General features: G+C 70.5%; 10 protein-coding genes. 3 read left to right on the top strand and 7 right to left on the bottom strand.

Annotated features, from left to right (window positions below; all coding sequences use genetic code 11):
• Positions 1 to 19 precede the first annotated feature (19 nt).
• Together ccrA and ACFW0G_RS22360 are read left to right on the top strand one after the other, a co-directional pair.
• A complete protein-coding gene (ccrA, locus tag ACFW0G_RS22365) occupies positions 20 to 1342 on the top strand; it encodes a crotonyl-CoA carboxylase/reductase (RefSeq protein ID WP_378327293.1) in 1323 nt (440 codons plus the stop codon).
• 23 nt (positions 1343 to 1365) lie between these two features.
• Positions 1366 to 2148: a tryptophan 2,3-dioxygenase family protein gene (locus tag ACFW0G_RS22360; protein WP_378327292.1), complete on the top strand. Its 783-nt coding sequence runs from the start codon at positions 1366 to 1368 to the stop codon at positions 2146 to 2148.
• 8 nt (positions 2149 to 2156) lie between these two features.
• Here ACFW0G_RS22360 and ACFW0G_RS22355 read toward each other — a convergent pair whose 3' ends face one another.
• The 6 genes from ACFW0G_RS22355 to ACFW0G_RS22330 form a co-directional block, all read right to left on the bottom strand.
• The gene (locus ACFW0G_RS22355) at positions 2157 to 2969 is read right to left on the bottom strand and encodes an alpha/beta hydrolase family protein (RefSeq protein ID WP_378327291.1); all 813 of its coding nucleotides are present in this window, start codon (positions 2967 to 2969) and stop codon (positions 2157 to 2159) included.
• Between the two features lie 210 nt (positions 2970 to 3179).
• Positions 3180 to 3722, bottom strand: coding sequence for a hypothetical protein (locus ACFW0G_RS22350; RefSeq protein ID WP_378327290.1), 543 nt, complete (start codon positions 3720 to 3722; stop codon positions 3180 to 3182).
• A 158-nt stretch (positions 3723 to 3880) separates the two neighbouring features.
• Complete coding sequence (locus tag ACFW0G_RS22345) at positions 3881 to 4756, bottom strand: carbohydrate-binding protein (RefSeq protein WP_378327289.1); 876 nt, start codon at positions 4754 to 4756, stop codon at positions 3881 to 3883.
• A 101-nt stretch (positions 4757 to 4857) separates the two neighbouring features.
• Positions 4858 to 5772, bottom strand: a complete 915-nt coding sequence (locus ACFW0G_RS22340; RefSeq protein ID WP_378327288.1) for an AraC family transcriptional regulator — start codon at positions 5770 to 5772, stop codon at positions 4858 to 4860.
• 77 nt (positions 5773 to 5849) lie between these two features.
• A complete protein-coding gene (locus ACFW0G_RS22335) occupies positions 5850 to 7961 on the bottom strand; it encodes a putative bifunctional diguanylate cyclase/phosphodiesterase (protein ID WP_378327287.1) in 2112 nt (703 codons plus the stop codon).
• Positions 7962 to 8096: 135 nt separating this feature from the next.
• Positions 8097 to 8930 (bottom strand): SAM-dependent methyltransferase, encoded by an 834-nt coding sequence (locus ACFW0G_RS22330; protein WP_378327286.1) that lies wholly within the window; start codon positions 8928 to 8930, stop codon positions 8097 to 8099.
• Positions 8931 to 9268: 338 nt separating this feature from the next.
• Here ACFW0G_RS22330 and ACFW0G_RS22325 point away from each other — a divergent pair, with 338 nt between their 5' ends.
• A complete protein-coding gene (locus tag ACFW0G_RS22325; RefSeq protein ID WP_378327285.1) occupies positions 9269 to 10753 on the top strand; it encodes a hypothetical protein in 1485 nt (494 codons plus the stop codon).
• On the opposite strand, the gene ACFW0G_RS22320 is transcribed toward ACFW0G_RS22325, so the two are convergent.
• Positions 10750 to 12012, bottom strand: coding sequence for a cytochrome P450 (locus ACFW0G_RS22320; protein WP_378327284.1), 1263 nt, complete (start codon positions 12010 to 12012; stop codon positions 10750 to 10752). The genes ACFW0G_RS22325 and ACFW0G_RS22320 overlap by 4 nt on opposite strands.
• Positions 12013 to 12127 lie beyond the last annotated feature (115 nt).

The following is a 12127-nucleotide window of genomic DNA, read 5'->3' as shown; positions in this document are numbered from 1 at the left end:
ACTCCCAGGAGGATGCCCCATGTCCGAACTCATCGAGGCCGTGCTGGCCGACGCGCCCGGCGAGCGTCTCGCCGGTCTTCCGCTCCCGGAGCGTTATCGGGCGGCGTATATCCGGAAACAGGACGTCGGCATGTTCGGCGACGACGAGGCCGAGCCCGACGTCCGCCGCTCCATCCACGTCGGCGAGGTGGCGATGCCCGAGCTGGCGCCCGACGAGGTGCTGGTCGCGGTGATGGCCTCGGCGGTCAACTTCAACACCGTCTGGTCGGCCACGTTCCGGCCGGTCCCGACCTTCGCCTTCCTCGAACGCTTCGGCAGGCAGGGTCCGCGCGCGGCCCGGCACGACCGTCCCGAGCAGGTGATCGGGTCCGACGCCTCGGGCGTCGTCGTGCGGGCGGGCTCGGCCGTGGAGAACTGGGTGCCGGGCGACCGCGTGGTCGTGTCGCCCACCTACAGCAGCGGCCAGGTCACCTCCGGCGCCGGTGACGGCATGCTCGCCGACGACATCCTCGCCTGGGGCTACGAGACGAACTTCGGCGGGATGGCCGATTTCGCCGTGGTGAAGGCGAACCAGCTCCTGCGCAAGCCCGCCCACCTGACGTGGGAGGAGTCCGCGGCCAACATGCTGTGCGGGATGACGGTGTACCGGATGCTGGTCAGCCCCAACGGCGCGCGGATGAAGCAGGGCGACATCGTGCTCATCTGGGGCGCCGCGGGCGGGCTGGGCGGCTACGCGGTGCAGATGGTCAAGAACGGCGGCGGGATCCCGGTCGCGATGGCCGGGTCCGACGAGCGCGCCGCGTTGCTGCGCGAGATGGGCTGCGAAGCGGTGATCAACCGGCAGGAGTTCATGGACGCGCCGGGCGGGCTGAAGAGCCCGAAGGTGCTGCGGCGGATGGGCGAGGCGATCCGGCGGCTCGTCGGGGAGGACCCGCACATCGTGTTCGAGCACACCGGCCAGGAGACGTTCGGGGCGTCGGTCTATCTCGCGCGGCGGGGTGGCAGCGTCGTGACCTGCGGTTCCAGCAGCGGGTACCAGCACGACTACGACAACCGCTACCTGTGGATGAAGGTCAAGCGCATCGTCGGCAGCCACGGCGCGAACATGGCCGAAGCGCACGAGGCCAACCGGTTGCTGCGCCTGGGAATGATCGTGCCGACGCTGTCGGTGACCTATCCGCTCACCGAGGCCGGCGAGGCGACCAGGGCCGTCCAGCTCGGCAAGCACGTCGGCAAGGTCGGTATCCGCTGCCTGGCGCCCGGCGACGGCCTCGGCGTGGAGGACCACGAGCTGCGGGCCCGCATCGGTGAGCGGCGGCTCGGGTTGTTCCGGAAGTACTGAGGTCCATGAGGGGGAGAAGTTCGATGCGGCCGACCCACAGTCCACTGAGGACGGACGAGCAGGAGCGGAACCGGCCCGAGCCGACCTACGGCGGCTACCTCGCCGTCGACGGGCTGCTGCGGCTGCAGCGACCGCGCAGCGTGCCGGAGCATCCCGACGAGCTCCATTTCATCGTCACCCACCAGGCGATGGAGCTCTGGTTCAAGGTGGTCATCCACGAGCTCGGCAGGGTCAGGGCCGAACTCGGCAGGGCCGAGTGGACAAGGGCGGTGGCCAGGCTCGGCCGGATCAACGCGATCCTCGCCGCGCAGACGGCGCAGCTGGGCACGCTGGGACATCTGGATCCCCAGGCGTTCTTGGAGTTCCGGGGTTTCCTCGGTACCGCGAGCGGTTTCCAGTCCGTCCAGTTCCGGGTGATCGAGGTCCTCAGTGGACTGCGGGACTCCGGCTACCTGAACGTCCTGCGGGCCGCGCACGGCGGCAGCCTCCCCGCCGAGATCGTCGAGGCGCTGGCCACTCCTGGTCTCGCCGAGATCGCGGGCGGGGCGGCGGACTGGCGGGCGGTGTACTCCCGCCCGGACGCGCAGGGCGCGCTCTTCCTGCTGGGGGAGGCGTTACTCGACTACGACCGGCTGTGGGCGGGCTGGCGGCACGAGCATCTGGTCCTGGTGGAGCGGATCATCGGGTACGACACCCGGGGCACCGGCGGTGCCTCGGCACGGTACCTGCGGGGGCGGCTGTCTTCGCGTTTTTTCCCGTTCCTGTGGGAAGTCCGGCACCGGCTCGCGACGGAGCACGGCGCCTGAACGGGCCGCTACCGGTGTTCCAGGACGGTCCCGACGGCGTCGAGGACCGACTGGAACTCCGGGGCGTGCGGGTCGATCAGCGCGAAGTGGTCGGTACCGGCGAGCCGGTTCATCGTGACGTCGTCGCCGTGCTCGATGGCCAGCCGGTGGAAGCGCTCGCTGACTTCGATCGGGACGCGGTCGTCCTGGTCACCGTGGAGCAGGACACAGCGCGTGCCAAGGGGAAGCAGGCGGGCCGGATCCGCCGCGTGGTATCGGCGGGGAAGGTCCGCCGATTCCCCGCCGAGCAGCCGTCGCACGGCGCCGTCGTCCAGGTCGAGCCGATGCGCCATCGCGAGGTCGCACACCCCGGCGAGCGAGACCACTCCCTTGGCGCGCAAGGGTTTCCCGCCGGCGCCGGGACTGCCGGACGGCAGCCGGTGCCGTAGCGCCGCCCACAGCGCGAGATGTCCGCCCGCGGAATGGCCGAGCAGCACGGTGCGCGTTTCCTCGACGAGACCGCCGGTGAGCCGGGGCAGCGCGTCGAGCCCGTCGGCGATGTCGGTGAACGTCCCCGGCCAGCCGCCACGATCCTGACCGGCGCGGTGGTATTCCAGCGCGGCGGTGAGATAACCGTGCCGCGCCAGTTCGGCGCACAGTGGACGGATGTGCGTGCGATCGTATTCCGCGGCCCAGAAACCGCCGTGGATGACGACCACCGTCGCCACGGTGGGACCGGGATCGGGCCACCACAGCTCGACGACGTGCTCGGCGCCCTCGCCGTAGCGCAGCGTGCTGTCGGATCGGCGGGCCGTCCTGCCCAGAACGTCCATGAGCCCCATCGGCGAATCCCCCCTGCCCGGCGACCGTCGTCGAGTATCCTTTGTGGACGGTCGTCGGCGACGGTTCACAAAGCGGGTGGATACGCGGAATCGAGACGGGCTACCGTGAATACCCCAGTGACTTCTTCCCCAGCGCGCCGGTGATTTTCCGGCCGCCGTTCCACCATAGCCAACCGCCGTGACGCGGACAAGGCGCGGATTCCGCGTCGGTCAGAGGTCCCACGAGGCGAGAGGTTTGTCCATGGCGTTCACCCAGAGCAGCTGGGCGCCGGGTTCCAGTGTGGCGTCGACCAAGGCTTTCCCGCTCGCTCGTTCGCCGGGGCCGAGGTCCTTCAGCGGCAGTTCCGGGTCGGCGCCGGTCGCCGGGGCCATGCCGTCGGTCGCCTTGACCGTCTTGCCGGCCGCGGTCTTCATCCACACGTACAGCGAGTTGGTGCTGAACTTGCCGGTCTTGCCTTCGATCTTCAGGTCGAAGACGACGAAGGTGCCGCTGCGGGGCCGGATACCGGGGGTGGTGCCCTCCTTGACCGTGGCGACGGAGACAAGGGTGACGAGCGCGCTGTCCTCGTCGTCGGTGACCGTGATGGTCTTGCCGATCTTCTTCTCGGACTGGGCGGCCGGTTTCGGGTCGCCCGACGCTTCGCCGGTGGCCGGCGTCTTCCCGCCGGCGGTGACGGGGGTGGGGGCGGAGGTGGCACACGCCCCGGAGAACAGCAGGACGGCGAGCAGACCGGGGAGGAGGACGCGACGCATGATGGGGACCGAAAACCTTTCGCACGGTGGGAAAATTCCCGTTCACGGGACAGGTGCGTCATCCTGTCGCGGGACACCACACGGAGCCCATACAGAACGCACACCGCACCCCGATCCGGGGTGCGGTGTGCGTCAGCGGATGGCCGGGCGAATGCGGGTTACGCCGTCTGCCACAGCGAAGGCGTCGTCGGCGGTTCCCAGCCGGGCTGGGCCGTGTGCCCCTGCAGGCACACATAGGTCTGGCCGTTGTAGGTGACGCGGGTGCCCGCGGTGTACGAGGTGCCCGCGGCCCAGGTGGTGCCGCCCGGCGGAGTGGTCGGGGTGGTCGGCTGGGTCGGGGTCGTCGTCGGCTTGTTGCCCGGCACGCGCAGGACGAAGTCGTACGAGGCCTCCCGGCCGCCGGGGGCGTCGCGCACCGTCATCAGCAGGCGCGGGTCGAAGATCGTGTCGGTGTTGTTGCGGGGTTCACCGGGGAAGTAGAGCTGCGTGGTGAGGACCGGACGTCCCGGTGCCTGCAGCTTGACGTGGATGTGCCGGGTGCGGCCGGGGTAGAGGCCGGGCACGATCGTGGTCAGGGAGAACTGGCCCTGGGCGTTGGTGAACTGGTGCCCGCGGAAGCGATACGTGGTGTTGTCGTACGCGCCGTCGTCGTCGGCCTGCCAGAAGTCCAGCAGCACCCGGTTCAGCGGCTGGCAGGCCAGGCCGAACACGTAGCCGGACACGGTCAGGTTGGTGCCGGGGTAGCCAGGCTCTCGTATCGAGGTCCGTTCCGGCGAGTTCGGCTTGAAGTAAGGACCTTCGGTCTGCGGGATGGTGGGCTCGTCGCCGTCGTGGCAGGACGGCGTCGGCTCGAGCGGGCCACCGGACGCTTTGGCGGTGCGCGCCAGCGCGGGCGCGCCGATCAGTGCGGCGGGGACCGCGACTCCCGCGGCGAGGGCCGCGCGCAGCACCGTTTTGCGGCTGTACTGCCGCTGGGCTTCGTCACCGGAGTCGTCGTGCGGGTGTCCGTCGGCCGTGTTGTGCTCGCCGTCCATGGCTGCTCCTTGTGGGGGCGTGGGAGATTAACCATGAACGTACGTCGGCGGTTCGGCGTGGACGATGGACTGGCTCCGCTGGTCGTGGTGATTTCACGGGGTCACGATGAAGGCACGGGGAGCAACCGGACGTCGCCGTCGCGGCGGAAATCGCCCGGGCTCATCCCCGTCTCCCTGCGGAAGAACCGGCAGAAGTACGCCGGGTCCACGAAACCGACCCGGCCGGCCACCTGCCGCACGGTCAGATCCGTCCTGGCCAGGAGCCGTTTCGCCTCACGGGCGCGGGTTTCCCGGATGAGCTGCGACGGCGTCCGGCCCGTCGCCGCCTTCACCGCCTCGGTGAGGTAACCGGGAGTGACCCCGACGCGCTCGGCATACGCGCGGACGGACCAGAGCGCGAGATCGGTCCGGCCGGTGAGCCGGACGAACTCCTCCACCACCGCGCCGGCGCGGGCCGGTGTCGCGGTGCCGATGCTCTCGGGCAGCCGGGAAGCGCGCACGACGAGGATGTGGAGCAGCGAACGCAGCACCGACTCGGCACCCGGCGCGGCGTGCCGGTATTCGTCGTGGATCTCGGTGAGCAGCCGGGCCGTGGCGGCGTTCGTGGCCTCGTCGAGGGTCAGCCACGGCCGTTCGCTCAACTGCCGCAGCACATCCCGGTCCCCGGGGTGATCCAGCAGGAAGTCGTCGGTGAACAGCACGACGATCCCGGTCAGCCCGCGCGCGTTCTCCCAGTGGTGCACCTGGCCGGGCCCGAGCACGCACAGATGCGGCGGGCGCAGCTCCCATCGCGCGAGGTCGACGACGTGCGTTCCCGTGCCGCCGGTGACGTGGACGATCTCGTGGAACGTGTGGCGGTGCGGGAAGGACGCGCGGGAGTTCGGGCCCATGGTCTCGAACGTGCCGATGGCGAACGGCAGCGCGTTCGGCGTCGGCACCTCGAGCCGGTGCATCGGCAGTTCCCCCTCGTTCGACGCGTGACAGGACGCCCCCGGCAACACCGTGGTACCGCGCATCGTCCGGCTCCTCTCGCCAACGGACCGAAGGTCCAGACCAATCATGGGTGATCTCCCACGATGGCACGAGAGGACGCTCAGTTGAAGTGGGTGACGGTTTCTTCCGCCTGTCCGGCGACCCCGAAGAAGTCGCCGGTGGCGAGGTCGGCGCCCGCCGCGTGCCACCACCGGGCCTGGTCGTCGTCGGCGATCCCGTCGACGATGACGGTGGCGCCCGCCTGCCGGACCAGCGGAACGAGCGCGGCCGTGGCGGGCGGACCCGCGGCGAGCCGGGTGGTGAGGCAGGACCGGACCCGGACGGCCGCCAGGGGAAGATCTTCGACGGCGGTCAGGCCCGCCGGCCCGAGGTCGAAGTCGTCGAGCAGCATCCGGACGCCGAGATCGGCCAGCACGGTGAGATTGTCGACGGCTTCGTCGATCGGCAGCACTCCGGCGGGCATGCCGAGCAGCAGCTGCTCCGGGCGCAGGCCGACGTCGGTGAGCACCTGGTTCACGCGGGACACCAGATCGCCGTCGCAGGCCTGATGGGCGGTGAGACCGAGCAGCAACGGGTGCTCGAACCCGCTCCGCTGCCGCCACCACGCGATCTGCCCGCCCGAGGTCCGCAGAAGCCAATCGCCCAGCGGCAGGCTCAGCCCGGTCTCCTCGGCCAGCCGGACGCATCGCTTGTGCGGCAACGGGTCGAGCTCGGGAGGCGCCCAGCGGAGCAGTGCCTCGACGCCCGCGGTGCCGCCGTCGGCCAGCCGTGCCACCGGCCGGTACCACACGCTGATCTCGCCGTGTTCCCACGCGCCCGGCATGCTCACGGCGAGCGTCCGCTCGTCGCGCTCGGCGGCGTCCCGTTCCGGGTCGTACAGCTCCCACTGGCCACGGCGTCCCGCCGCCGCGCGGCGCAGCGTCAGATCGGCGGCGCGCAGCAGTTCCGCCGGATCGATGGTGGACGGCGGCCGGTGCACCACGCCGACGCTCACCGACACGGCGAGCCCGCGACCGTCCACATAGGCCGGTTCGGCGAGCTCGTCCTTGATCGCGGCCACGAGGGCGGCGACGCCGGGAGTGGTCGCCGAGTTCTCGATCAGGACGGCGAACTCGTCGCCGTCGAACCGGGCGATCATGGTCTTCTCGCGGGCCAGCACGGTCTTCAGCCGCTGCGCGACGTGGACGAGCAGACGTTCGCCGGACTGGCGGCCGAGGCTGTTGCACACCATGTCGAACGCGTCGGGGCGCAGCTGGAACAGCGTGGTGCCGTAGGCGGGATCCGCCCGCCGCAGCGCGTTTTCGAGATTCGAGGTGAAGTACTGCCGGTTGGGCAGGCCGGTCAGCACGTCGTGCAGGGCCTGCCGGCTCAGCTCGCTCTGCAGCAGCATCAGCTCGGTGCCGTCCTCGACCACGGTGACGAAATGGCTGGGCTGGTTGTCGGTGCCGCGCAGCAGCGACACGGTCAGCGAGATGCGGGCGACGTCGCCGTCCTTGCGCAGCAGGCGCTGCGACTGGCGGATCCGGTCCCGTTCGCCTTCGCGCAGTGACCGGATCGCCTCGCGCAGGACCTCCGTGGAATCCGGGTGCACGAAGTCGAGCAGCGCGGCGCCGGTCAGTTCCGCCTGGGTGTAGCCGAGCATCTCGCCGATCGCGGCGTTGGCGCGGGACAGCCGCCCGTCGAGATCGACGATCATGACGCCGCTCGCCGACGAGGTGACGACCTCGTCGAAGCGCGCTTCGCTCTCCCGGAGATTCCACTTCGCGTCGCGGACCGCCTTGAGCAGCGTCAGGTGCATGGTCTCCTGCTGTTCGAGGACGGCGCGCTGGCTCCCGGCGAGGAATCCGCAGGCGAGCGCGCCCAGCCCGAGCACGATCCGCTCGGCGAACCGCTCCGTGGCCTCGAACTCCGGCAGCGCCAGGAAACCCTTCCCGAGCACGTCCATGGTGCAGCGCAGTCCCGGCTCGCCGAGGTAGCCCAGCGCGACCAGCTGTTCGCCTGCTCGCTCGAACGGCTCAGTGGCGAACGGTTCCGCCCGTAACGCCGTGCACAGCCTGTCGAGCCGCCCGCCCAGTTCGCGGCCGAGGTCCTCCGCGCTCAACGGCACGACGACGACACCGCTGAGCAGATAGGCCCATTTTCTCGCCAGGAGTGCGCGGTCACGGCGGTCGTCCGGCGGTGGGGAAGGGCGGTGGTGGCTTGGATCCGACATCATGGTTCACCCTGTTGTGGTTTCCGGCCGAGCGGAAGTTTAGCTACCCGAAGTGCGTCCGCACAGGTTCCCTGGGGTGACCACGGGCCACGTTCGGGGAAACTCAGCGTATTGCCGGTGACTGTCCGCATCAATTCACGGTTTGACGCCAACACCGGCGTAGAGCAGCGTGTTCATCGCGGGCTGTCCGGAAATGTCGGCGGGTCCGTTCGGACGCCATTCACCACAGCCGACGAGCCCCGGCTCGACGAGGTCGAATCCGTCGAACAGCTCGGCGATCCGGCCGCGCGGGCGCGCGTTGACCTGGTCGGGGCTCTTGCTCCGCTTGATGACGTCGGTGACCTCGGTGAGCCCGGTTTCCTCGTTGTCGTGGCTGACGTGGGTGATCGCGAGGTGGCTGCCGCTCGCCAGCGCGTCGTGGTACCGCCTCATCAGGCCGAGTGGATCCGCGTCGTCCGGAATCCAGTGCAGCATCAGCAGCATCAGCAACCCGACCGGCTCGTCGAGGTCCAGTAGCTCCCGGACCGGCGAACTGGTGAAGATCGCCTCCGGCTCGCGCATGTCGGCGCGGACGACGGCGGCGTGGTCGTCGTCGGAGAGGATCAGCTCGCTGTGCGCGACGGCCACCGCGTCACGATCGACGTACACCACCCTGCACTCCGGATCCGCCGCCCGGGCGACTTCGTGCACATTGGCCACGGTCGGGATGCCGGAACCGATGTCGAGGAACTGACGGATGCCTTGATCCACCATGAACCGCACGACGCGGCCGAGGAACGCGCGGTTGATTCGCGCCGCTTCGCGCGCGCCGGGCATGACGCGTTCGATCTGCTCTCCCATCGCGCGATCCACCGCGAAGTTGTGCCCGCCGCCCAGGATGTAGTCGTACAGGCGCGCGACGCTCGGCACGGTGATGTCCACGCCTTGCGGTACCCAGTCCTGTCGTGTCACGAAGAAGCACCTCGACATATGTTGTGGGTGTCCGAGCTTAGCGATACGCGCGCGAGGCGTTCCGTTGCGCCATTAGTGTGACAGCGCGTCACCCACTCAGGTGACCGATATCGGTGTTGTCGTGCGGGATGGCGCGGCGAGGCCCTCACTCGTGAGGAGGAACCGTAGAGTCCACAGTGGACGCCGACGGGGTGTCCGCGCGGGGACTGCGGGAACCCGCGGACCCGGGTGCCGCCCGTTGTGCGTTCCGGGGGTAGCCGCTAACGTCCACTCAGCCCTCCGTCCGCCGCGGTCCGTGCCCGGCCAGCGGTGTTCGGGCAGCGAGACGGTGACGCCCGACAGGGGACGGACTTCAGATGTGCCTGCCGGAGCTCGGATTCGACGCGGCGCCGAGGCTGGTCTTCCGCCACGACGCCCATCGCGTGGTGACCGGGCACGGCGTCTACGTGCTCGTCCGCGGCGGGGGCATCCGGCTCGACGGTGCGGAGGCGGGGGAGTGGCTCGCCTGGCTCGTGCCGCTGCTCGACGGCAGCCGTACCTTCGCCGACCTGGCCGCGCCGCTGACGCCGCCGCGTCGCGAGTACCTCGCCGAGCTGGTGCGGACACTGGTCGAGGCGGGCGCGGTCCAGGAGATCAGCCGCGAACCGGTGTGCGAGCGGATCGTCTCGTTCCTCGGCTACTACCTGAGCACGCCCGCGCGGGTACCCGCGCGGTACCAGGACGGGCCGTTGACCGTCGCGGGCGGGGGTCCGCTGTGCGCGGCGATCGTCCACGCGGCGCGGCGGTCCGGCCTGCGCACGGTACGCCCGGTCGGCACCGCGGACGAGGCGGCGCTGGCGGAAGCGTTGCGCGGCACCGAGTTCGTGGTCCACGTTCCCGAATCACCGCGGCTCGCCGAGGCCACGCGGCTGGAACGGCTGTGTGCCGAGGCGGGCGTCCCGCTGGTGCAGCTCGCGGTGCACCGGGACGAGGCGTGGCTGACGGTACCCAGCTCGCCGCCGGTTTCCCTCGCGGGCGCCTGGCGCCGCCACACCGCGATCACCGGCGGAGTGCCGGACGACCCGCCGGGAGAGCTGGACGCCGCGACGACGGCCGTCCTGACCAGCCGGGCGATGCTGGCCGTGCTCCGTCATCGCACCGGCGGAGGTGAACCGTCGCCCGGGCTTCTCCGGATCCGGCTGGACACACTCGACGAAACCCGGCACGCCGTGCTCGCACACCCGTTCACCCGACCGGCCCTCGCCGAGAGCGCGGACGAGTTCCTGGCTCGTGTCGCGCGACTGGCGTCGGCCGAGCCGCCGCCGGAGGAGGAGTTCACCGCCCGGATCGCGCGGCTCGTGGATCCTCGCTTCGGTGTGCTGGACGAACTCGACGGACCGCGCCGTACCGTTTTGCCGCGGCTGGCGCGCTACGGGACCTCGATGGTCGATCCGCGACGGCTGCTGGATCACACCGGTGCCCCGCTGCTGCCCGCCGGTGCCGATCCGGACGCCGCGCTGCGGGAACTGCGTGCCGACGACGCTTACGTTTGGGGCCATGCCTTGAAAAGCGGCGACGCCGTACTGGTCCGCGCGGACCGGGTGTTCCCCGCGCTGGCCGCCGCTCCCGCGCCGGAAGCGGTCGGTGCGGCGGCCGGGCGCGAGTGGACGTCGGCCGTGGCCGAAGGCCTGCTCGCGCACTGCGGCCCTACGGCGAGCGTGTCCGACGTGCCGTTCCTCGTCGACGCGCTGGCCGCGCGCGGTTACCGGCCGATCGTCGTCCCGCTCGATCACGATCCGGCCGTGCACCGGCTGTTCCCCGCCGTGGTCCGAGTCCTGCTGGACCGGCGAGCCGACGGCTAGCGGCGCCAGCGGATCGGCAGGCTCTTCAGGCCGTTCTGGAAGTTCGACCGCAACCGCACCGGCTCACCCGCCAGTTCGACCTCGCCGAGCAGATCCAGTACCGCCTCGAACATCGCCCGCATCTGCACCCGCGCCAGCTGAGCGCCGAGGCAGAAATGCGGTCCGTGCCCGAAGGTGAGGTGATCATTCGGGGCGCGCGTGATGTCGAAGCGATCGGGATCGGGGAACAGCGTCTCGTCCCGGTTCGCCGAGGAGAACCAGACCACGACCTTGTCCCCGGCGCGAATGTCCACATCGGACAGCCGGATGTCCTGGGTCGCGGTGCGGCGAAAGTGCATAACGGGCGTCCACCAACGTAACATCTCTTCCACGGCGCCGGGCAGCAGCGAGCGGTCGGCCAGCAAGGCGCGGTACTGCGAACGGTGGGACAGCAGCGCGAGCATTCCGCCGGGCAGGCCGTTGCGCAGGGTTTCGTTTCCTGCCACGGAAAACAGCCAGAACAGGTTTTCGAATTCGGCGATCGAGACCCGGCCGCCCTCGTCGTCGACGTGGCGCATGAGGTTGCTCATCACGTCGTCGCCGGGATTTTCGCGCTTGTACTCGCCGAGCGCGGTCGCGTAGGCGTAGAGGTCCGGCATGCCCTCGCGGGTGCGCGGGTCGGGCATCACGCCATCAGGCCCCGGCGCCGGCCGGACGGCGAGAGCCGTCCGCGCGAGTTCTGTGACCTCGTCGGCGCGCACGGTCGCGCTGACCGCGTATTCGGCGTCCTGGTAGCCGATCACGCGGTTGCTCCAGTCGTACATCAGCCGCCGGTCCCGCTCGGGCACGCCGAACACCTCGGCGAGGGTGAGCAGCGGCAGGTCCGCGGCGACCTTGGCGAAGTCGCACTCGCCCGCGTCGGCGACCGCGCCGACGAGGTCGCGGGCCCACCCGTGGATCCGGTCGGTCAGCTTGGCGACGGCACGCGGCGTGAACGCCTTCGTCAGCAGCCCGCGCAGCCGCGCGTGCTCCGGCGGGTCCATGTTGAGCATCATCCGGCGGACGTACTTCAGATCCTCCGGCGTCGCGGGGTCACGGATCTGCGTGCCGCCGAGTTGCGAGGAGAACACCGCCGGATCGCGCAGCACCCGCCGGACGTCCGCGTGCCGCAGCACCGCCCAGAACCCGTCCAGCCACACCACCGGCGATTCGCGGCGCAGCCGGGCGAGCAGCTCATGGGGCACACCTTTGACGTAGGTGTCCGGATCGGTAATCACCACGGCTCGACCCTAGCCCGTCTCCGCGCGAGTCGACGGCGTGGGGGGGGGCCCCCGGAGGGGTGGGGCTGAGGTTGGGAGCGGGGGTGAGGTCGAGCGCCCGCAGGCAGCCCCCCCC

Origin of the sequence: Amycolatopsis sp. NPDC058986 (genome assembly GCF_042741125.1) — a bacterium.
GTDB lineage: Bacteria > Actinomycetota > Actinomycetes > Mycobacteriales > Pseudonocardiaceae > Amycolatopsis.
The sequence above is the reverse complement of the archived record's forward strand: the minus strand, read 5'-3'. Positions and strand labels throughout refer to the sequence as shown.

Coding starts and splice junctions, on each gene's coding strand:
- ccrA (WP_378327293.1), top strand. CDS start 20: ATGTCCGAACTCATCGAGGCCGTGCTGGCCGACGCGCCCGGCGAGCGT.
- ACFW0G_RS22360 (WP_378327292.1), top strand. CDS start 1,366: ATGCGGCCGACCCACAGTCCACTGAGGACGGACGAGCAGGAGCGGAAC.
- ACFW0G_RS22355 (WP_378327291.1), bottom strand. CDS start 2,969: ATGGGGCTCATGGACGTTCTGGGCAGGACGGCCCGCCGATCCGACAGC.
- ACFW0G_RS22350 (WP_378327290.1), bottom strand. CDS start 3,722: ATGCGTCGCGTCCTCCTCCCCGGTCTGCTCGCCGTCCTGCTGTTCTCC.
- ACFW0G_RS22345 (WP_378327289.1), bottom strand. CDS start 4,756: ATGGACGGCGAGCACAACACGGCCGACGGACACCCGCACGACGACTCC.
- ACFW0G_RS22340 (WP_378327288.1), bottom strand. CDS start 5,772: ATGCGCGGTACCACGGTGTTGCCGGGGGCGTCCTGTCACGCGTCGAAC.
- ACFW0G_RS22335 (WP_378327287.1), bottom strand. CDS start 7,961: ATGTCGGATCCAAGCCACCACCGCCCTTCCCCACCGCCGGACGACCGC.
- ACFW0G_RS22330 (WP_378327286.1), bottom strand. CDS start 8,930: ATGTCGAGGTGCTTCTTCGTGACACGACAGGACTGGGTACCGCAAGGC.
- ACFW0G_RS22325 (WP_378327285.1), top strand. CDS start 9,269: ATGTGCCTGCCGGAGCTCGGATTCGACGCGGCGCCGAGGCTGGTCTTC.